At 47.1% G+C, this 21,958-nt stretch carries 15 protein-coding genes, 2 tRNA genes and 3 rRNA genes; 3 read left to right on the forward strand and 17 right to left on the reverse strand.

What is annotated here, in order from left to right:
* Nucleotides 1–21 precede the first annotated feature (21 nt).
* The 15 genes from ACYQ0C_RS18795 to ACYQ0C_RS18865 all read right to left on the reverse strand — a co-directional run bounded on the left by ACYQ0C_RS18795 (nucleotide 22) and on the right by ACYQ0C_RS18865 (nucleotide 13,556).
* The gene (locus ACYQ0C_RS18795) at nucleotides 22–387 is read right to left on the reverse strand and encodes a GntR family transcriptional regulator (protein ID WP_016278595.1); all 366 of its coding nucleotides are present in this window, start codon (nucleotides 385–387) and stop codon (nucleotides 22–24) included.
* The gene (locus ACYQ0C_RS18800) at nucleotides 384–1,271 is read right to left on the reverse strand and encodes a hypothetical protein (protein ID WP_016278596.1); all 888 of its coding nucleotides are present in this window, start codon (nucleotides 1,269–1,271) and stop codon (nucleotides 384–386) included. The genes ACYQ0C_RS18795 and ACYQ0C_RS18800 overlap by 4 nt, the downstream gene beginning before the upstream one ends.
* Before the next feature lie 14 nt (nucleotides 1,272–1,285).
* The gene (locus tag ACYQ0C_RS18805) at nucleotides 1,286–2,128 is read right to left on the reverse strand and encodes an ABC transporter ATP-binding protein (RefSeq protein WP_016278597.1); all 843 of its coding nucleotides are present in this window, start codon (nucleotides 2,126–2,128) and stop codon (nucleotides 1,286–1,288) included.
* A 186-nt stretch (nucleotides 2,129–2,314) separates the two neighbouring features.
* Nucleotides 2,315–3,730 carry a tetratricopeptide repeat protein gene (locus tag ACYQ0C_RS18810; RefSeq protein ID WP_016278598.1) on the reverse strand — a complete coding sequence of 472 codons (1,416 nt, stop codon included), beginning with the start codon at nucleotides 3,728–3,730 and terminating at the stop codon, nucleotides 2,315–2,317.
* A gap of 25 nt (nucleotides 3,731–3,755) precedes the next feature.
* Nucleotides 3,756–4,700 carry a PstS family phosphate ABC transporter substrate-binding protein gene (locus tag ACYQ0C_RS18815; protein ID WP_016278599.1) on the reverse strand — a complete coding sequence of 315 codons (945 nt, stop codon included), beginning with the start codon at nucleotides 4,698–4,700 and terminating at the stop codon, nucleotides 3,756–3,758.
* Between the two features lie 9 nt (nucleotides 4,701–4,709).
* Nucleotides 4,710–5,522, reverse strand: coding sequence for an energy transducer TonB (locus tag ACYQ0C_RS18820; RefSeq protein WP_016278600.1), 813 nt, complete (start codon nucleotides 5,520–5,522; stop codon nucleotides 4,710–4,712).
* A gap of 29 nt (nucleotides 5,523–5,551) precedes the next feature.
* The gene (locus ACYQ0C_RS18825) at nucleotides 5,552–6,202 is read right to left on the reverse strand and encodes an ExbD/TolR family protein (protein WP_016278601.1); all 651 of its coding nucleotides are present in this window, start codon (nucleotides 6,200–6,202) and stop codon (nucleotides 5,552–5,554) included.
* 12 nt (nucleotides 6,203–6,214) lie between these two features.
* Nucleotides 6,215–6,820 carry an ExbD/TolR family protein gene (locus ACYQ0C_RS18830; protein ID WP_016278602.1) on the reverse strand — a complete coding sequence of 202 codons (606 nt, stop codon included), beginning with the start codon at nucleotides 6,818–6,820 and terminating at the stop codon, nucleotides 6,215–6,217.
* A 27-nt stretch (nucleotides 6,821–6,847) separates the two neighbouring features.
* Nucleotides 6,848–7,663 (reverse strand): MotA/TolQ/ExbB proton channel family protein, encoded by an 816-nt coding sequence (locus tag ACYQ0C_RS18835; protein ID WP_016278603.1) that lies wholly within the window; start codon nucleotides 7,661–7,663, stop codon nucleotides 6,848–6,850.
* Between the two features lie 108 nt (nucleotides 7,664–7,771).
* On the reverse strand, nucleotides 7,772–8,167 hold the full coding sequence (locus tag ACYQ0C_RS18840) for a hypothetical protein (RefSeq protein ID WP_032941537.1): 396 nt from the start codon (nucleotides 8,165–8,167) through the stop codon (nucleotides 7,772–7,774).
* Between the two features lie 379 nt (nucleotides 8,168–8,546).
* Nucleotides 8,547–8,657 (reverse strand): 5S ribosomal RNA (gene rrf / locus ACYQ0C_RS18845).
* 79 nt (nucleotides 8,658–8,736) lie between these two features.
* Nucleotides 8,737–11,622, reverse strand: a 23S ribosomal RNA gene (locus tag ACYQ0C_RS18850).
* A gap of 117 nt (nucleotides 11,623–11,739) precedes the next feature.
* Nucleotides 11,740–11,813, reverse strand: a tRNA-Ala gene (locus ACYQ0C_RS18855).
* A 15-nt stretch (nucleotides 11,814–11,828) separates the two neighbouring features.
* A tRNA-Ile gene (locus tag ACYQ0C_RS18860) sits at nucleotides 11,829–11,902 on the reverse strand.
* Between the two features lie 125 nt (nucleotides 11,903–12,027).
* Nucleotides 12,028–13,556: ribosomal RNA gene (locus ACYQ0C_RS18865) — 16S ribosomal RNA — on the reverse strand.
* The 16S, 23S and 5S rRNA genes sit together here with 2 tRNA genes alongside, the layout of an rRNA operon.
* A 1,353-nt stretch (nucleotides 13,557–14,909) precedes the next feature.
* Here ACYQ0C_RS18865 and ACYQ0C_RS18870 point away from each other — a divergent pair.
* Nucleotides 14,910–15,086 carry a hypothetical protein gene (locus tag ACYQ0C_RS18870; RefSeq protein WP_159106285.1) on the forward strand — a complete coding sequence of 59 codons (177 nt, stop codon included), beginning with the start codon at nucleotides 14,910–14,912 and terminating at the stop codon, nucleotides 15,084–15,086.
* 311 nt (nucleotides 15,087–15,397) lie between these two features.
* On the forward strand, nucleotides 15,398–16,537 hold the full coding sequence (locus ACYQ0C_RS18875; protein ID WP_016277466.1) for a glycerate kinase family protein: 1,140 nt from the start codon (nucleotides 15,398–15,400) through the stop codon (nucleotides 16,535–16,537).
* Here the strand turns inward: ACYQ0C_RS18875 and ACYQ0C_RS18880 are convergent.
* Nucleotides 16,524–19,364, reverse strand: coding sequence for a bifunctional fucokinase/fucose-1-phosphate guanylyltransferase (locus ACYQ0C_RS18880; RefSeq protein WP_016277465.1), 2,841 nt, complete (start codon nucleotides 19,362–19,364; stop codon nucleotides 16,524–16,526). The two genes, ACYQ0C_RS18875 and ACYQ0C_RS18880, sit on opposite strands and share 14 nt — an antisense overlap.
* A 72-nt stretch (nucleotides 19,365–19,436) precedes the next feature.
* Nucleotides 19,437–20,042 (reverse strand): nitroreductase family protein, encoded by a 606-nt coding sequence (locus tag ACYQ0C_RS18885; protein WP_016277464.1) that lies wholly within the window; start codon nucleotides 20,040–20,042, stop codon nucleotides 19,437–19,439.
* 133 nt (nucleotides 20,043–20,175) lie between these two features.
* Between ACYQ0C_RS18885 and sppA the strand changes: the two genes are divergently transcribed.
* Nucleotides 20,176–21,957 carry a signal peptide peptidase SppA gene (gene sppA, locus ACYQ0C_RS18890; protein WP_016277463.1) on the forward strand — a complete coding sequence of 594 codons (1,782 nt, stop codon included), beginning with the start codon at nucleotides 20,176–20,178 and terminating at the stop codon, nucleotides 21,955–21,957.
* The last annotated feature ends 1 nt before the right edge of the window (nucleotide 21,958 follow it).

Raw genomic sequence — 21,958 nt, forward strand, 5'->3', positions numbered from 1 at the left:
TTGTTCCGTATATGTGTTGTGTTATTGTTGAGTCAGATATTCCTTGTACATTTTCTCTATCTCCTTCATGGGAACATCCAATGTCTTCATTTGTCTGAAAAACTCGGGCAGGTCTTCATGCAGGAATGTATCTTTGCGCAAAGCAATGATCCGTTCCTTGGCCCCTGCCGATACAAAATAACCGATACCGCGTTTATTGTAAATAATCTCCTGTCCTTGAAGATAATCATACGTGCGGACTACCGTATTGGCATTCACCTCCACTGTGGCAGCGTATTCCCTGACCGATGGAATACGCTCTTCTTCGGCATATTGCCCTTGCAGGATTTCATCACATATCCGGTCGGCTATCTGCAAATAAATGGATTTACTCTCTTTAAAATTCATAGCAAACGGAATTTGGGTTTAACAACTTGCGAACGGGTAAAGAGCCGGTAACTCAGCCACCAGTTAAACAGGGTGAACGCACTGAAGAATGCCACTCCTAACGAAAGTAACTTGTTCAAAGTCATCCATTGGAAATTGGCTTCCAGCCATTCCGCGAAGCTACGCATACCGTCATCGCCTACCCATGATATGATTTGCACCGACAAGACCGAACACAGAATAGAAATAAGTGTCAATGTACCCAATGTCTTGAAAAAAGGTTTCTTGTACCAATAACTGCCCCCTAGAATATACAGTGAGTGCGACCATACCAGGAAAGCCCATCCGCACAGTTCGCCCAGCCACTTCTGGTAGGACATATTCATGGCATAGCCTCCGTATGCCTGCTCACCATCTGCCGAAAGCATAGAAAGAAGGTTATACAGAACAGATTGATGGAATGTTTCAGGCACATTAAATAAAGGAAGTAACAGATAACGGGTAATTTCCGCCAATGACGCCGCAACAAAGACAGCCACCGCCAGTCCTACCGTAACAAGTAAGAACCGTGCCACAAATTTCTCTATCATAGTTGCCGGAAGCATCAGAAAAGCGATGCGTTTTTCTTTGGTAATCATGTTCTCCATAATGTTGGCAGCATAGACAATGCCGAAAATACCGATGATCAGAGCAAACGCCCCCAGCACATTAGAACAGTAATGCTGGAAAGCCGTCTGAGGATCATAATACGACGACGCCTGTTTCAACATTGTAAACACCATCACCAATAAAAATCCGGCATAAATCCCGATCAGACGATAAAGATTTGTTTTCCAATTTTCCATTATCTCGCGTTTCATGACCATTGCAATACGCGGAAAGCTAAAGAATTTATTCGTATCCATAGTGTTTGTGTATGTTACTTGTTAAACATTGACTGCATTTTTTCTCTCTCTGCCAGCATAGCGTTGAACAGTACTTCCAGATTCAGATTCGTCTCCTCATTATGTGTATTCGGAAAGATGACGCTGTTTCCCTGGACGGACGGCTGAACATACAGTGCGGTGTCTGTCGGTTCATTCATGCCTTGCTCTGCAAAATAAACCTTGTCACAGATGGTCTTTACCGACGCATCCAACAATACACGGGTTCCGTCAATAATAACCACATGATCCAGCAGGCTGTCAATATCCCTCACCTGGTGCGTAGAGATGATGACTGATTTTTCATCGGTCATGCCCGAAGCGATGACTTTGCGGAACTGACTTTTAGAAGGAATATCCAATCCGTTGCTGGGTTCGTCCATGACCAACAAAGAGGTATTGGTAGCTAATGCAAAGCACATAAATGCTTTCTTTTTCTGCCCCATCGAAAGCTCGCCCAGATGAATATCTTCATTCATATCAAAATCACGGAGACAGGCGTTCAACAGTTCTCTACTGAAATTCGGATAAAACGGAGTATTCAGTTTTAAATATTGTTTCAAACTGACTGCCGGCAAAGCAAATTCCTCAGGCACTAGAAACATGTCCTGCAAAGTCAGTGGATAGCGCATGGAAACATCCATCCCTTTGTAAAGCACCCGTCCGGACTGAGGACGAAGCAATCCCGTCATTAAATAGAGCAAAGTAGATTTGCCTGTGCCGTTCTTTCCCAGAAGACCGTAAACTGAACCTTTGTCCAATGCCAGCGAGAAGTCATCAAAGACTTTCTGTTTTCTCTTTCCATAACTGAAAGACAAGTTCTTTACTTCAATCATCATTGTGTTTATGGTTTTATTAGTTATTTAGTGTATTAGTTAATTAGTACACTGCAAATGTATATAGTTTATTTGAATAAACAAGAAGGACAACGGATATTTAATATTCATTAACCATTAAACGAATTAAGCGGGCAGCAACCAAGTGCTGTCCGCTCAACTCAAAATGATAAATGAAAAAAAGAAGGACTATTTAATTCCTCCCAGTGCCTTGGTGGCAGTCTCGTTTCCTGGATCAATTTCCAGGATCTTATTCCAATACAGTTTGGACTGGTCATAGTCTTCTTTTACAAAATAATAATATCCCAAATAGCTGTTACATTCCACCAACACCGACTTAGTAGCATCCGGCTTTTGCTCCAGAATGCCCAATGCAGCCTCATAATAAGGTTTTGCCAGTCCCTGAGCTGTCTCAGGATCACGCAACGAATTAACACGGGCACGCCAGAAGTTTCCTAAATAGTTATCGGGAACTTTAGCAGCCACTTGTGCAAAGACAGTATCGGCTTCTGCCAAATAGACCGGTTGCTTATCCTGACAAGCCGAATCGGTAGCCGCATAATAGTTCAGACGACCATACAAGAAGAGGTCACTGATATCCGGAGAGTTTTTCATTCCGTCCAGATAATTCTTATAAGCTTCTATCGCTTTCGGGAAATCACGTTCCTTCTCGTACACATCTGAGATCTCTTTATAAATTTCCGTATGCGACTGATCCATGGACAATGCTTTGTCAAACTGTGCCACCGCTTCTTCGTATTGCTTGTCCGCTTCCAGCAAACGGGCAAAATAGATATAGTCCAAGTACACATAATCCGGATTAGCGGGATTGGCAAAGAAGGTGGCAGCCGCTTCCAAGCCTGCCGTGTAGTCTTTCAATTCCAGATTATCATACATTGCCAGACGTTTCAGCACATGATTTTCCGGAGCAAGCTCCAGACCTTTCTCCGCCATGTCCAAAGACGGTGCGTAGTCTTTATTCAGATACAACAGCATGGCGTAGCGGGTATAGTCCTGCTCAGTGGGAGTGCCTGCTTTCAGATAACTTTCGTAAGCCTCTTTTGCCTTGCCATACTGCCCCATCGTATAATAGACGTCTGCCATCTCCTTGCTGATCCGGTTATCCTCCGGAGTCTTGGCCTGTAAGCGCGTCAGCATATCCAGTGACAGTTGAGGGTCTACCCCTTTATATACCTGTGCATATTTAAAATAAGCTTCGCCGCAATCCTCGTCCAGATAAATAGCCTGGTTATAATCACTGCTGGCTTTGTTCACATCATTCAGTTCCAGTGCCACATCCCCACTCAGCAGATAGGCTACAGCACATTTGCTGTTCACATCTTTAGCGCGCTGTGCATATTCGGCGGCTTCTGCCGTTTTCCCTTGGTCCAGATAAGCCCGGCCTATCTCTACCAACAAGGAAGTATTCTTCTTATTTTTACCTTTCAACAAGGCCTCAAAAGCCTCAGAAGCTTTTGCCGGATTCTCCTTTATCATCGTGGCAGCCTGTTTCACCTGCGGTGACCATTCACTGCCCGCCGATGTCTGTCCCCACATCGTTACAGCCAGGCACAGGCTCATCACGGTTAATGCTAATTTCTTCATGGTTCTTCTTTTTTTGATTCATTTATTATTCCTCTTTTACATCCACAATCCTCACGGCAGCCGTTGCAGGCACCAGCCCTGACTTCAAGATGATGCGCTGCCCCCGGAAGTCCGTCAGAAATGAAGTCAGACCACTGGGAAGGCCGCTTTTAGGATCATTGAGTAAAATATACACATTACGGGTTAGCGGATACTGGTTCATAGCCAGATAAGCTTGATAAGGCTTGAAACTATTTCCTACTGTAGCCGAATCCGCACGGCTGACAGCCATTATCCGAATGGCGTCATTGAAAGAGAGTCGTGTACTATCCGTAGGATTTCCTATCCAGTTGACACCGATAACCCCTAAAGCTGCGGGATTCCTGGCCACATACGAAATCACCTCCGGATTTGTTTTCTGCGCCTTCAGGTCCTTCGACAAAGGCTTACCCCCGCAGATCGAGTCGAGCACATAATGTACGGTGCTCGAATTGGGATTATCAAATACCAGTTGGAGTTTACCCAAACGGGAAGCGGGATTCAGCTGTTTCCAGTCAGTAACCTTCCCCGTCAGTATATCCTTGAACCGGTCAACCGTAATTAATGAATCTGTATTTTGCTTGTTCACGATCAAGGCCAGACCATCTGTCGCCATCTTCACCGATACGGGAAAGAATTTCTTGCCGTTGAAATACGCCGTTTCCTCCTGGGTCAGCTGCCTCGTGGTGACAGCCAGACGCACACTGTCCGCCAGCAAAAGTTTCATGGCTTCCACTTCACTGCAATAAACGGGATGCACGGTGGCATCCGGTGTCAATGCGTGAAACACCTGTAACTCCTCTTCCATAATGGGACGGAAAGTTTCGTCCACCGCTATCGTGATAGTGCCTGAGATCAACGTATCGTCTTCCCCCGGCCCGGGCTTGTTGCCGCAGCCCGAAAGCAGCAGCAACAAAGCAGCCAACAATGCAATATACAGTTTCATCATCATATATAGATATTATTGTAGCTTAAAAGTAATAGGAACGGTATAGTACACGGGAACATTGCGTCCGTTCTGCCTTCCCGGAATCCATTTCGGCAATGACTGGATGACACGGACTGCCTCTTTATCACAATATGGGTCCAGCGAGCGGAGCACCTTCACATCCTTCACCTCGCCTGTAGCCGAAACCACAAAGCGGACAAACACTTTACCCTGTATCCCATTTTCCTGCGCAATGGTAGGATAATGCAGATTCTTTGCTATAAAAGACAGCAATTCTCTGTCACCCCCCGGAAACTGAGGCATCTGTTCTACCATAGTATATGGTTTTTCTTCTGCTTCGGGGGCTTTGGTTATCACTTCTTTCAGTTCGGCAATATCTTTACCATTCAGTTCATCATTACCTTTCACATCGGCAATGGAGATAGCCACTTTGGTCTGAGTCAGTTCTTCCTGGCTCTTTATCTCTTCGTCATCACGCACCTCTTCATCCTTTTTGATGACAGGAGCGGTAAATTTGATAGAGCTTTTCAGAGCGGGAGGCGGAGCCACCGGTTCCACTTTCTTGAACTCCTCCTGCTTCACCTCGGGCTCTTCCAGTTGCGATAAGGTAGTCACTTCCGTCATCACCTCTTTCTGCTTCGGAGTTGCCAGTTTTACCAATGCAGGTATGCTGAAACCTATGGCGGCAATAATCACTACAATTACCATCGCCCACGTGTGGCGTTTCGGTGAATTGGCACGCATCTTATAGGCACCGTATGCCTTGTTCTTACCTTGGAATATCAGTTCACACCATTCGGGTGAGGTCAAATCTATTTTTGTCATTTTCTTTTCCTCCTTTTAAAAGTGTGTCACTATTCCGCGATGTCTTTACTCAGATCGCCCTTCGTATCATAATTCTTGATCAGAAACTGATCCGCATCGGCCATATCCGTTATCACATACTTACCTATATTGCATATCTGCATTTCATCCAGAGCATCAATCAGATTCTTGTAGGAAGAGTCGTCCGTCGCCTTTATGATGACCGTCGGAGTATCCTTTCCGCTTTTTATTTCAGAAAGTTTCTTCGTGTAATCTTCCTCTGATATCTTTAGGTCAGCTTTCTGCTTTTTCAGTTCGTTTACTTCACGAACTGCCGCCGAGTTCTTATCAAGAAGGATGGAACGCAGACCATCCGCCTGATAGGAAGTCTCCTTCAGCGATGTATAGTCTTTGTAATTAGGTTCTCCTTCATAATAATACAGTTTATCTCCTCCAGCCAGCAACAGGGTTATTGCTTGTGAAGCCTTCACCTTGCTCTGCTGCTCTTCAGTGATGTTCTTGTCATTGCTCGGCATACTTATTTCCATCGTCTGAGGTTTGCTCAGCGTGGTACACAGCATAAAGAAAGTAATCAGCAACATGTTCATGTCCACCATAGGCGTAAAGTCCACACGAACAGTCATCTTCTTTTGTTTTGATCCTTTTCCTTTTTTGCCGCTTTCTTGTACTTCAGCACTCATAATTATTCGGTTTTATTTATCAGAAGTAGTCTTCAGAGAAGTAATCAGATTATATCGGTTCTCTCTGAGGTCCTGAAGTGAGCTCATTACGTTTTTAATCACAGCATAGGGAGTTGAGGCATCAGCTTTGATGGCAATGCGCAGATCCGGATTCACCTGACGGGCATTACGTACCCATGATTTAAACTGATTGTCCGTACTGTCACAGGGGATACCTTCGTTTTTCAACAGTTTGTCCTGTTGTTCGGAAGGCAGATCCAGATATTTCTGCATGCTTCTCATCGGAACGCCAAATGCAGAAGCGGTCGCAAATTTCTTCTCCTGTTCGGGAGTAAACTCAACTCCATATTCCTCACCCATTTTCTCCAATACAGCCTTCATGTCGGGCTGTTTGTCGAGGCTCATAAATATTTTCCCTTGCGGGTCCACCAGAATCTGGAGGATATTCGTTTCCGGAATCTTGATTTCGGAAACGGAGGCGGGCGTAAACACCTGTACCGGTTCTTTCTTTACGAATGTCGAAGTCAACATAAAGAAAGTAAGCAGCAATACAGTGACGTCACTCATGGCCGTCATATCTATGAACGTACTTTTCTTTTTAATCTTTGCTCTACCCATAGCAGTTCATTTTAAAGGGTGGCACGATTATTTATGAGAAGCCGCAAAGGTCTGTACAATAGAGAAACCTACTTCATCGAGGCTGTAAGTCAATTTATCAATCTTATTAGTATAGTAGTTATAAGAAATAACCGCCAACGCACCTGTCAGGATACCGAACGCCGTATTGATCAACGCTTCGGAAATACCTTGTGACAATGCCATGGAGTCCGTACCGCCACCGGCAGACAAAGCCGCAAACGAACGGATCATACCGATTACCGTACCCAGCAGTCCCATCAGGGTACCCAGCGTGGTGATAGTACCGATAACCGGCAAGTTCTGCTCCATCATGGGAAGTTCCAGCGCTGTGGCTTCTTCCAGTTCTTTTTGGATGGCCAGTACTTTCTGGTCTTTTGATAGTGTAGAGTCGTTCTCCACATCGGCATACTTCTTTAAGGTGGAAGTAACGACATTGGCTACAGAGCCGCCTTGTTTATCACAAAGTTCCTGTGCTTTCTTCATATCCCCGGCAGCCAAAGCCGATTTGATATTAGCGACAAATTTCACCAACGAGCCTTTACCGAAAGCCGAACGGATGGCGAAATAACGCTCGAAACTCAAAGCAATGACAGTGAGCAAGAGGGTTTGAATAATAGGGACCACAATCCCCCCTTTATAGATAGTTCCCAGGAAATTACCCGGCAACGGATGATTGTTAGGATCATTGTTCATAAAATTAGCTGGGTTTCCCAGTAAAAAGTTGTATATACAAACCGCTATGATAAAGCAGCATACAATTACCCAACCTGCATTTTTTATACCTGCAATCTTATGAGTGGTTTTATTTTGAATAGCTTCCATGATATGTTTTAATTAATCGTTATAGTTAAGAAAAAGACAATTCTATACCAACCCCGACACTCTGCAGGGCGCCGGAGGAGGTTAAACAACTAAATTTATAACGATTAATTAAATCAAGATGCGTCTCAGCGTGAACACAAAATAATGACATGCCGGAGACACACAATGAATGGGGTTAGAGGGGAAGATTCTGGCGCGGTCAACAGCCAGTAGTCCCTCCCGTAGTGAAAAACGATTTATGAGAATTTTTAAGAAGTTCTGTTGAAGTTCCTCCGCCCTACGGATCCGAAGATCTTCAGGCATCAGTTTAACTAATACCTGCTGCTGCCCCGTTAGTAAAGAAGTAGTGAAACCCATCGTATCCAATGTTCCGTGATCAGAGTGCAGAGATTCCGTAGTAACAGCATATCTGTCAACAGCGGAAGAAAAAACATCCGCATTGACTCCCTGATAATTCAGCATTAAAAGCAGGGTGATTAATCCTATTTTGACGATAAGCTTCATTGGCTACTGATTTCGCAAGATTCTAGGTTTATATTATACAAACAATTCTGTTGTCTTTTTGTTCATGCAGACCTGAAATTATTCAAGTGTTTTTTTATACGAAGTTTTTCTTTTATCCTATAAGGTTTCTCTCATGAATGATTCGAAATGCACGTAACAAATGTAGCCAATATATTCGGTTATCATCAAGGGATGATGAAATAAAATCCCTTGTTTAACTCCTTTTCTGATTCCAGACGATAAAGAGCATTCTTTTCACTTTAATTAAAGATGCATCATACGAATACAAGCCTGCCTGTTTCTATTTCCGGGTGAATTTACCGGGCGTACATAACAAAAAAACTCCTCCGGAACTTGATTGTTCCGGAGGAGTTCTGTAAAACGGCGGCTACCTACTCTCCCACTGTGACGCAGTACCATCGGCGTGGTGAGGCTTAACTTCTCTGTTCGGAATGGGAAGAGGTGGAACCCTCACGCTATAGCCACCTGAATAAGGTTGACATATTGATAAGCTGTTATCGTAATTTCAATTCGTAGCAACAATGCTAAAGGTATACACCATCCACATATAAAGAAAGTGGACGGGCAATTAGTAATGCTCGGCTTTGATGTCTCCATCTTTACACCTGCATCCTATCAACGTCGTCGTCTGCAACGACCCTGAGAAATCTAATCTTGTGGCCGGCTTCGTACTTAGATGCTTTCAGCACTTATCCGATCCCGACTTGGATACCCGGCGATGCACCTGGCGGCACAACCGGTAAACCAGAGGTCAGTCCAACACGGTCCTCTCGTACTAGTGTCAGAGCCACGCAAATTTCATACGCCCACGATAGATAGAGACCGAACTGTCTCACGACGTTCTGAACCCAGCTCGCGTGCCACTTTAATGGGCGAACAGCCCAACCCTTGGGACCTTCTCCAGCCCCAGGATGTGACGAGCCGACATCGAGGTGCCAAACCACTCCGTCGATATGAGCTCTTGGGAGGGATCAGCCTGTTATCCCCGGAGTACCTTTTATCCTTTGAGCGATGTCCCTTCCATACGGAAACACCGGATCACTATGCTCTAGTTTCCTACCTGCTCGACTTGTGAGTCTCCCAGTCAAGCGCCCTTATGCCATTACACTCTCCCGGCGGTTACCAATCGCCGTGAGGGCACCTTTAGAAGCCTCCGTTACACTTTTGGAGGCGACCACCCCAGTCAAACTACCCACCAATCAGTGTCCTCGCATCACGAGTTAGAACTCAAACAAATGAAGGGTCGTATTTCAACAGCGGCTCCACAAATACTGGCGTACCTGCTTCAAAGCCTCCGACCTATCCTACACATCACGTGCCCAAATTCAATGATAAGCTATAGTAAAGGTTCACGGGGTCTTTTCGTCCCATCGCGGGTAATCGGCATCTTCACCGATACTACAATTTCACTGAGCTCACGGTTGAGACAGCGTCCAGATCATTACACCATTCGTGCAGGTCGGAACTTACCCGACAAGGAATTTCGCTACCTTAGGACCGTTATAGTTACGGCCGCCGTTTACTGGGGCTTCAATTCAACGCTTCTCTTGCGATGACGTCTCCTCTTAACCTTCCAGCACCGGGCAGGTGTCAGGCTGTATACCGGATCTTTCGATTTCGCACAGCCCTGTGTTTTTGTTAAACAGTTGCCTGGACCTATTCTCTGCGCCCTCTCTTGCGAGGAGGGACCCTTTATCCCGAAGTTACAGGGTCAGTTTGCCTAGTTCCTTAACCGTGAATCACTCAAGCGCCTTAGAATATTCATCCCGACCACGTGTGTCCGTTTACGGTACGGGTACCTTTACGGTATAGCTTAGCGGATTTTCTCGGCAGTATGCTTACGTGCGCTATTGCCTTGTCCCGGAGGACGCGGCATACTGTCAGGTTCGAATCACGTGGTGGATTTGCCTGCCACGATCAGCTTCTACACCCTTCAACCATCTATTCCGTCAGATGGCGGCACTGTCACTTCTGCGTCTCCACATCGCCCGTAAAGGTAGTAACGGAATATTAACCGTTTCTGCCATCGGCCTCGCCGTTCGGCTGAGCCTTAGGACCCGACTGACCCTGATCCGATTAGCGTTGATCAGGAAACCTTGGTCTTGCGGCGAGCAGGTTTCTCACCTGCTTTATCGTTACTTATACCTACATTTGCTTTTCCACACGCTCCAGAATACCTCACGGTACGCCTTCGACGCCGGGTGGAATGCTCCCCTACCGATCATTTACATGATCCCACTGCTTCGGTAGACAACTTCATACCCGATTATTATCCACGCCGGACTCCTCGACTAGTGAGCTGTTACGCACTCTTTAAATGAATGGCTGCTTCCAAGCCAACATCCTAGCTGTCATGGCAGTCCGACTTCGTTAGTTTAACTTAGCTGTCATTTCGGGACCTTAGCAGGTGGTCCGGATTCTTCTCCTCTCGGGCACGGACCTTAGCACCCATGCCCTCACTCCTGCGGTAGGACTGATGCGCATTCGGAGTTTGTCAAGACTTGATAGGCGGTGAAGCCCTCGCATCTTATCAGTCGCTCTACCTCACATCAGTAACCCGCAAGGCTGCACCTAAATGCATTTCGGGGAGTACGAGCTATCTCCAAGTTTGATTAGCCTTTCACCCCTACCCTCAACTCATCCAGAAGCTTTTCAACGCTTATTGGTTCGGTCCTCCAGCTGGTGTTACCCAGCCTTCAACCTGGTCAAGGGTAGATCACTTGGTTTCGCGTCTGCCACTGCCGACTCAGGCGCCCTCTTCAGACTCGCTTTCGCTTCGGCTCCGGGTGTCATCACCCTTAACCTTGCCGGCAACGGCAACTCGTAGGTTCATTATGCAAAAGGCACGCCGTCACAGCTCAAACTGCTCCGACCGCTTGTAGGCGCACGGTTTCAGGGACTGTTTCACTCTTCTGTTCGAAGTGCTTTTCACCTTTCCCTCACGGTACTGGTTCGCTATCGGTCTCTCGGGAGTATTTAGCCTTACCGGATGGTCCCGGCAGATTCACGCAGAATTCCTCGTGCTCCGCGCTACTCAGGATACCACTATGCTTCGACAACATTCGAATACGCAACTTTCATGCTCTATGGTTGAACTTTCCAGATCATTCCTCTCTGTTGTTTTCATGCAATATCGTGGTCCTACAACCCCACACATGCCGTAACATGGATGGTTTGGGCTCTTCCCCGTTCGCTCGCCACTACTTGGGGAATCATTATTTATTTTCTTTTCCTGCAGGTACTAAGATGTTTCAGTTCCCTGCGTTAGCCTCCTACTAAGTAGGATAATATCTCTTCAAGATATTGGGTTGTCCCATTCGGAAATCTTCGGATCAAAGGTTATTTGCACCTCCCCGAAGCTTGTCGCAGCTTATCACGTCCTTCATCGCCTCCGAGAGCCAAGGCATCCGCCATGCGCCCTTGCTTACTTTCTTTATTCATTCGCTGACACTTGCATGTCGGCGGGATGATATATACTTCCAGCTCTTTACTACTAAAATTACTTTTTGCTTGTACAATATGTCATAGACCGTTTCTCTTTTCAGAGACTGTGGAGAATAACGGATTCGAACCGTTGACCCTCTGCGTGCAAGGCAGATGCTCTAGCCAGCTGAGCTAATCCCCCGAATCTTGAGATTCGTAGTCCCAGGCAGAGTTGAACTGCCGACCTCTACATTATCAGTGTAGCGCTCTAACCAACTGAGCTATAGGACTAAGTTCAACCTAGTCTGTATTAGACCCGGCTTCTTCTTTCTCTTCTCTGTATTTCTACAGTTATATGTTAAATAAACAACCAGCAGCACAAGGACAAGAACCTTTCGATCAGTCATCCTCTCCAGAAAGGAGGTGTTCCAGCCGCACCTTCCGGTACGGCTACCTTGTTACGACTTAGCCCCAGTCACCAGTTTTACCCTAGGGCGCTCCTTGCGGTTACGCACTTCAGGTACCCCCGGCTCCCATGGCTTGACGGGCGGTGTGTACAAGGCCCGGGAACGTATTCACCGCGCCATGGCTGATGCGCGATTACTAGCGAATCCAGCTTCGTGGAGTCGGGTTGCAGACTCCAGTCCGAACTGAGAGAGGCTTTCGGGATTGGCATCCACTTGCGTGGTAGCGGCCCTCTGTACCCCCCATTGTAACACGTGTGTGGCCCCGGACGTAAGGGCCGTGCTGATTTGACGTCATCCCCACCTTCCTCACATCTTACGATGGCAGTCTCCATAGAGTCCTCAGCATGACCTGTTAGTAACTATAGACAAGGGTTGCGCTCGTTATGGCACTTAAGCCGACACCTCACGGCACGAGCTGACGACAACCATGCAGCACCTTCACACTCGCTATTGCTAGCTATAACGTTTCCGCTATATTCGAGTGCAATTCAAGCCCGGGTAAGGTTCCTCGCGTATCATCGAATTAAACCACATGTTCCTCCGCTTGTGCGGGCCCCCGTCAATTCCTTTGAGTTTCACCGTTGCCGGCGTACTCCCCAGGTGGAATACTTAACGCTTTCGCTTGGCCGCTTGCAGTATATCGCAAACAGCGAGTATTCATCGTTTACCGTGTGGACTACCAGGGTATCTAATCCTGTTTGATACCCACACTTTCGAGCATCAATGTCAGTGGCAGTTTAGTAGGCTGCCTTCGCAATCGGAGTTCTTCGTGATATCTAAGCATTTCACCGCTACACCACGAATTCCGCCTACCTCAACTGTACTCAAGGCTGCCAGTATCAATTGCAATTTTACGGTTGAGCCGCAAACTTTCACAACTGACTTAACAACCCATCTACGCTCCCTTTAAACCCAATAAATCCGGATAACGCTCGGATCCTCCGTATTACCGCGGCTGCTGGCACGGAGTTAGCCGATCCTTATTCATAAAGTACATACAAAAAGGCACACGTGCCTCACTTTATTCCTTTATAAAAGAAGTTTACAACCCGTAGGGCAGTCATCCTTCACGCTACTTGGCTGGTTCAGGCTCGCGCCCATTGACCAATATTCCTCACTGCTGCCTCCCGTAGGAGTTTGGACCGTGTCTCAGTTCCAATGTGGGGGACCTTCCTCTCAGAACCCCTATCCATCGTCGACTAGGTGGGCCGTTACCCCGCCTACTATCTAATGGAACGCATCCCCATCTTATACCGAAGTTCTTTAATCACGAGAAAATGCTGGCTCGTGATACCATCCCGTATTAATCTTCCTTTCAGAAGGCTGTCCGGGAGTATAAGGCAGGTTGGATACGTGTTACTCACCCGTGCGCCGGTCGCCATCAGTCTTAGCAAGCTAAGACCATGCTGCCCCTCGACTTGCATGTGTTAAGCCTGTAGCTAGCGTTCATCCTGAGCCAGGATCAAACTCTTCATTGTAAAAATATTCTTTCCACTATTGCTAGTGTTGTAATCTGCTCAAGGATCCAGATCTATCAATATCAATTATTGACGGTTCTTGTTTTTCCATACATCATATAATGTATAGGCTTGTACTACTTGTTTGTTTATCTATAAGTCTTTCAAAGAACTCTTCTTCTTGTTGTGCTATCGGTTTCGAAAGCGGATGCAAAGGTAAGGGATTTAATTTTAACCACCAAATGTTTTTGAAAGTTTTTTAAAACTTTTTTTTCAAGGCGGCCGGTTGTACGTTCCGGAAGGTCTTATCCGTTCTCGCTCCCTTAGCCACGCCAAGGTAAGATACCGGGTGCAGATCCTTATAAAGGAAAGCAACGCTCCTACGTTTGTATCACCAAGTCAGTCACACTGTTTTGTCAGTGCCGCATCTCTCCCGATTGCGGTTGCAAAGGTAGACGGTTTTAACTTAACAGCCAAACATATCTTACGGTTTTTCCTGAACTTTTTTGAAACAAGTTTGTAACAGGCTGGTTTACAGTTGTGTTACAGAACATATTTTTATGGTGACGTCCGGAGGCGGGAAAACAGATACACATTATAATATTCACGCGCGGGCGTGCAAGCGCGTATATGGGAAGGGAAAGGGGAAAGAATGGGAAAGGAATGGGCGGGAATGGGAAAGGAAGCGGATTACGGCAGCGGCAAAAAACATCAGGACCTTTTTTAAAAAGACCGGCATCTTTTTAGAAAAGACCATCATCTTTTTATTAAAGACCGTTATCTTTTTGGAGAACGGCCTCATCCTTTTCCGAAAGGACAAGAACGTCCGGGCCGGAGAGGAAAGGGCATTTCACATACATATCCGGAGAATTCCGTGCACACCCGGACGATTCACAAAACACCTACAACAGAGTTTTGCAAAACTGCTGCCACTGCTACCACCCACCCCTCTGAAACCACGATGGACAGGGCGTTTCAAGGGGTGGTGGCAGCATCTTTTTTTATGCGGTAAAAAGGGCTGCTGCCACCACTTTCACCTGTTTTTTACCCCGGAACGACCGTTGGAGGGGGAAGATACAGGAGGCGGAGGAGGACCAAACACAGGGAAAAGGAGACGGGTACGGACAGACAAAACTACGGTTGCATACAGACAAAGCCACAGTTGCAATCCGGCGGAACTCTGGTTACATCTTGACGGAACTGAAGTTACAGCCGGACGGAACTGTAGTTTCAACCGGATGGAACTAAAGTTTCAGCCGGACGGAACCGGTTGAAACTCCTTGTCCGTATGCTCATTCATTGTAGCTTAACGCTTCAGGCTGACTACTACTTCATCTTACTTGTAAGGATGGTTGACGGAGTTAATACTTAGTTATGATATCAGTTGACGCTTTCAAGATGAACAAGGCGGACCGTACGCATCACCAGCTCCGGACACCAGCCCCGAAAAAAACAGCCGGAAAGCACCGGTCATCCGGAAAAAAAACGAAGAAAGGTGGTGGCAGCAGCCCTTTTTACCGCATAAAAAAAGATGCTGCCACCACCCCTTGAAACGCCCTGTCCATCGTGGTTTCAGCAAAAAGGGTGGTGGCAGTGGCAGCACTTTTGCAAAACTTCAGGAGGGGGAAAAGGCAGAAAAGAGAACCCCGAAACTACACAAAAAGGAAAGAGTTCATTTTCTTACATATTGACAGTTGTCCAAAAGCACTATCAACTTCAAAAAAATACTTGCATCCAGCCAGAAGCAACAAAACAAACACATTATCCATCGAGCCACATATATTCCGCTTCATGAATAAAAGACAACTGCCCTATTTAAAGAAGAAAAGTTTTCAGTAGATTTGCACCATAAAAGATATACAATGAAAAAAGTAATTATCGCCATCGATTCATTCAAAGGCTGTCTAACTTCAGCAGAAGCAGGAGAAGCTGCCGAAAAAGGTATCAAAAACATAAATCCTTCCTGCCACACTTCAGTTATTCCCATCGCCGATGGCGGTGAAGGTTTACTGGACGTACTCGTCACAGCCACCAAAGGAGAATATATAACCCTATCAGCACACGACCCACTCATGAAAATGACAGAGACACGTTACGGTCTGTCCGGCAACGGCAATACAGCCATTATAGAAATGGCCGCCATCAGCGGACTGCCTCTCGTACCCATTGAACAAAGAAATCCTATGCTGACAACCACCTTTGGCACAGGAGAATTGATAAAAGACGCATTAGACAAAGGATGCAGGGATTTTATAATCGGCATTGGCGGAAGCGCGACCAATGACGCAGGGCTAGGAATGCTACAGGCACTAGGGTTCCGCTTCCTGGATAAATCAGGACATACATTAGGGACAGGAGGCCGAATCATGGAAGCCGTGGCCAACATAGACACATCCAGTATTCACCCCGCACTAAAAGAAGCGCACTTCATGGTAGCATGCGATGTAGCCAACCCTTTCCACGGCCCTGACGGAGCGGCATATACCTTTGCACAACAAAAAGGAGCCGACCCTGAAATGGTGCAAAGGCTGGACAAAGGCCTGCAATCGTTAGCCGAAGTTATAAAAAGAACGACAGGAAAAGACCTCACAAACTACCCCGGTGCGGGTGCGGCCGGAGGCATGGGTGGCGGACTGCTGGCTTTTCTACATGCAGAATTAAAGCCGGGAACAGAATTGTTATTGGAAGCTACCGGCTTCCCCGAGAAAATAAAAGGAGCAGACCTCATTATTACGGGCGAGGGAAAAGCAGACCGTCAGACTGCCATGGGAAAAGTGCCATACGGAATACTGAAGGAGGCACAAAAAGAACACATCCCCGTCATTGTACTAGCTGGCTGTATAGAAAACCTGCCGGAATTAAACAAAGCGGGATTCAAAGGTATATTCTCCATAGCCCCCGGCCCCATCACCCCGGAGGAGGCAATGAAACCGGAGTTTGCTAAAGAAAATATCACCCGGCTGGTGTCCCAGCTCTGTTCTGTTATAACTAGCTTCGGCTAATCTGCAAGCCCTTGTCGGACAAAGTCATATCAACAAAGCGGGCACAACTGTTGGGTGGATTCTGAGTAAGGATACTCCGGATACGTATAGCAGCCTCGGGATCTTTAGCCACCATATAAAGATAGCCGCCTCCCCCCGCACCTGGCAATTTATACCCCAGGCAATAATCATCAATCCGACGAATGACAGCCTCAACCGCCTCAGGATTAGTGCCGGGATCCAACGCCTGGTTCAGTTTCCAGCTTTTACCAACCAAACGTCCCATTTCATCGAAGTTTCCACACTGAATGGCTTCATATAAGTCAAGGGCATGCCCCTTCATACCGCCAAGTATAGACAAATGCTCTGTGGAGTTGAGGAACATGCTGCGCACGATTTCAGCTAAAATTCCTTTGGCTGTACGGGTAATTCCCGTGTAATAAAGCAAATGACACTTTTGATATTCGCCGCCTGTAAACAAATAATCGGGCAGCCAGCGCACCAATGGACTCTGATCCATACCTGCATGGGTCTGTAATAATTTCACTCCACGAAGCACACCTCCGTATTGATCCTGCCAGCCCCCTCCGGTAGTCAGCAGCTGTTCCAGAATAAGCGTACGGTTGCATACCTCGTTCTTATCCCAGTTCAGCCCGCAGAAATCAGCGACAGCCCCCAGCACAGTCGATGCAAGAATAGAACTTGTACCCAGACCGGAGCCCGCAGGAATCGCAGAAAGCAGCGTTATTTCCATTCCGGAGCCAAACGCCTTCAACTGCTCTTCCAGTGAAGCGTACGATTCGGTGGAAAAGCCCGGTTGAAAACCTGCCAGCACCAATGCCGCTTTAGGTATGGAGAACGGAGAACCCACCTGCATGAAATCCCTCAGTTTCTCGTAAGTGTCAACCTCCTCCATAGCGCCTAAGTCTATGGAGCGAAGAATTATTTTATACTCCCGGCAAGGTTTCACATAAACCTGCAAAGGAGGCTGCCCGTTCAGTTCAATAGCTATATTCACCACATTCCCTCCTTCGTTCAGGCAATAAGGCGGAGTGTCCGTCCATCCGCCGGCCAGATCAATACGGACCGGACTGCGCCCCCAGACAATCTGATCGGAGTACACAGACAGATGCGGCTGCTGTCTTTTGGCCAAGGCCGAAGCGGTGAGCCCGTCGCGCATCAGGCGGAAAGCCTCATCCTCATATTCCCGATAAGCCATTCCCTTGAGCTGCTGCACCCGGGCACGGAACATGCTGTCACTGATACGCGTCATCAGCGGAACCGAGTCCGATAAAGGCTCAGGCAACGACAGGTCATACCGGGCAAATTCTCCGGCAGCATTCTCCAGATTGAGCTGATAAAAGACACTTCGCTCATAATTGTGCGCCAATGCCGGCCAATTCTTTACCCGGAAAGCCTCACGCTGTTCTGCCAGACGGTGAAGATCAGCATAAGCGGATATTTCATCGGCAGACAACTTACGGCTGCGTTGCCATATTTCTTTTCCTTCCTGTAATGCCGGTTCAGAGACCATCCAGCGCATAACCGCCCCCAGTTCTTCCACAGACGAACAAACCGGGAACAGGCGTGCGGCCTGCAAATCGTGACCATTCTCTATTTCCTCCACCGAAAGACCGCGCACTGCACACCACTCGCCTACAGGCATCCCTTGGTAACAGGTTCCAGCCTCGGACAAAGCCCCCTTGAATGTATCATGGAAGCCGTATGGACGCGCCACATAGTCAGATTCTCCGAAAGGCACCACATCAATGCAGACACCGGACGGAACCTCCAGATTCCAATCATTGACCGGCACACCTGTTATGATGGTCTGCTGATGGATGTTCCACGCTGCTCCTACACAACTGTTCTCTATCCATATTTCCGAATTCTGCGAGGTCAGCTGATAACCTACCTCAGCGTTCTGGACAAACATAGCCGGATGCGGTTTTACCTTCCTGTGCATGATCTCCCGCTGGTCGTTTACCAGATTTTGTACAGCCAATGTAGAAGAAATAAGCTCACGACTGGTTCCGTAATGATAAAACTCACCTCCGGGCAGCGGCAGAATAGCCACGCTCAGCGCGTTAAGCTCATCGTCCATCATACGCGGATGCTCTCCCAATGTCAGTCCGAAATCGGAATACATGTCATAATAAGAAAGCTTTCCTTCCTGATGCGAGCGCTTCACCAACAAACTGACCGCACGGTCACTCAACAGCCAGATACCGATGTCCATCAGGAAAAGATGAGTCTGCATTAATTTCCCCAATTCCTCCACCGAAGGCTTCTGAAGCATAAAATCGAGTTTGTCGGGAGTGGCCCGTGAAGAGACAAAAACGCCATGGTTCTTTGCCAGATTAGGATCCACCCATAAACCGTAACACACCACATCTGCATCAGGAATAGCCTGAAGCGGCTGGCCCGCACGAATATAGACATCCCCACTGGCAATCAATGTATGAAGAGAAGACGGAGCCTTCTCCATGATCCGCTCGTATAAAGGAAGTTGGAGCGAAAGCAGGTTTTGCGACAGTCGTTGTCCTCTGGCCCATCTGAACACAGGGACGGGGGTAAGAATTTTGCCGGACGGCGCATATCCGGGCAAACGGCGGCTCTGTCCGCCTGCATGAAGTAAAATACGTTTTTCTTTTCCCAGCCAGGTAAGAAAATCACTGTCAGAATCCATTTCCTGACGACAAGCTTCCAGCAGCCATGCGGTCCCCCCGCCCGACCCCAGCTTGCTGCCTATAGGATCGGAGGTACAAAACCATTCAGTCCGGTCTGCTTTCTCTATATCATGAAAACATTCCACCAGATTAGGAGGAAGTGATAATAATTTCTTCATAACGCATCTTTGTTTTTATTGCACACAAAGATGCTCATTTTCCCCTAATAAGCCAAAAGAAGAGGCATGAATTTAATCAGTGAACTCAAAAACGCGCTTGTCCAGCGGCATCACTTCTTTAGGCCCCGGTTGCGCAACAGGCACACCGAACGGCATCTGTGCTATCAATTTCCAATCGTCGGGCAAATTCCAGGCTTTACGTACTTCATCATCAATCAACGGATTATAATGTTGCAAAGACGCCCCCATTCCGGCCTCCTCCAGCATAGTCCATACCGCCAGCTGATGCATGGCGTCGGTCTGTTCCGACCAAACAGGGAAATTCTCCTTATAGGCAGGAAAACGTTCCTGCAAAGAACGGACAACAGCCACATCCTCGAAATAGAGAATAGTACCGTATCCGCAAGCGAAACTGCCGTCAATCTTCTCTTCGGTCTTACTGAACGCCTCTGCCGGAATCCGCTTGCGCAAGGCATCTTTTACAATATTCCACAACCTTTCATGCGCCTTACCTGTTAATAATACAACACGTGTGGATTGAGAATTGAATGCCGAGGGAACATGTTCTACAGCAAAGCGGATCAGATCTCTTATTTCTTTATCAGACAACGTGGACTTGCTATCGATCTGATAAAATGTGCGACGGGCTTTCAGGGCCTCTTTGAAACTTTTTGTCATATCATACAACGTATTTATGGGTTATTATAGAGGAAGAACAAACAGGCGACAAAAGAAGTTCACTTTTTTTGCTTTTTTCAATGCAATAACCTATTTTTGTTAGCTAATTATTAACATTAAAACAACACATTCAATGAAAGATTTTTTAAAATTTACGTTCGCCAGCGTCATCGGCGTCATTCTGGCAGGCGTAGTGTTCACGATACTAGGGATTATCACTCTGGTTGGCGTAGTTGCATCATCGGATACCGAGACGGTGGTAAAGGACAACTCTATCTTTGTACTCGACTTTAAAGGCAGTTTGTCCGAACGTGTACAGGAAAACCCACTCCAGCAGCTGTTGGGCCAGGAGTTTGAAGCATACGGGCTGGATGATGTTCTGGCTTCCATCAAGAAAGCAAAAGAAAATGACAAAATCAAAGGAATCTATCTCCAACCTTCTTATTTGGGAGCTTCCTACGCTTCCTTAGAGGAGATACGCAACGCACTGCTGGATTTCAAGGAAAGCGGCAAGTTCATCGTTGCCTATGCAGACCAATATGCACAGGGAATGTATTATCTCTCCAGTGTGGCCGATAAAGTAATTGTCAATCCACAGGGAAGTATCGGATGGCACGGGGCAGGCATGCAACCTGTCTTCTTCAAAAATCTGGTTTCCAAACTGGGACTGGAAGTGCAGGTATTCCGGGTGGGTACGTACAAATCGGCCGTGGAACCGTTCATCGCTACAGAAATGAGTCCGGCCAACCGCGAACAGATGACCGAATGCCTGGAGTCCGTATGGCATCGCATCCTGGCAGATGTGTCCGACTCACGCCACATCCCGACAGATTCCTTGAACGCTTATGCTGACCGGTATATGGATTTTTGCCAAGCCGAAGAGTACGTTCAATGCGGACTGGCAGACACCCTGATGTATAAGGACGAGGTAATTTCCTATCTGAAACAACTGAGCGGCCGTGACGAAGACGACAACCTGAACAGTCTCTTCATGGAAGATATGATAAACGTCAAGAAGAATGTGCCCAAAGACAAAAGCGGAAACGTAATTGCCGTATATTATGCATACGGAGAGATTCTGGACGCCCCCGGCAGTTCCACCGAAGATTGCATTGATGTACAGAAGATGTGTAAAGACCTGCGCAAACTACGCGACAATGAAGATGTAAAGGCTGTCGTATTACGCGTCAACTCACCGGGTGGCAGCGCATACGGTTCAGACCAAATATGGCGTGAAGTAGTAAGACTGAAAGAGAAAAAACCGGTTATCGTCTCTATGGGTGATTATGCCGCATCAGGAGGCTATTACATTTCCTGTGCCGCCGACCGTATCTTCGCCGACCCCACCACGCTGACCGGCTCTATCGGCATATTCGGCATGATGTACTCGGGTGAGAAACTGTTCACTGAAACCTTAGGACTGAATTTCGATGTAGTGAAAACCAACAAGATGGCTGATCTGGGCGCCAGCCTGGGCCCTGTCCTTACCCGTCCATTGAACGCATCAGAACAAGAGTTAATGCAGAACTATGTCAACCGTGGCTACAAGTTGTTCGTAAGCCGTTGTGCGGAAGGCCGAAAAATGACGACAGAGGCTATCGAAAAAGTGGCTGAAGGCCGTGTATGGACCGGTGCTATGGCAAAAGACCTCGGGCTGGTGGATGAACTGGGAGGTATAGACAAGGCTTTGAATGCCGCCGCCACCCAAGCCGGTATAGAAAATTACAGCATTATCAGTTATCCCGAAAAAGAAAATATTTTCGCAAGTCTGCTAGGCAGCCAGAAAAAACATTATGTAAACAGCGGAATCAAAGAATATCTGGGAAGCTACTATAACAGTTTCAAGGCGTTGGAGAACATAAAAGACGCCGACTGCATACAGGCACGCATGCCGTTTGATCCTAATATTCAATAAT

This window comes from Phocaeicola sartorii JCM 17136 = DSM 21941, from assembly GCF_054653615.1.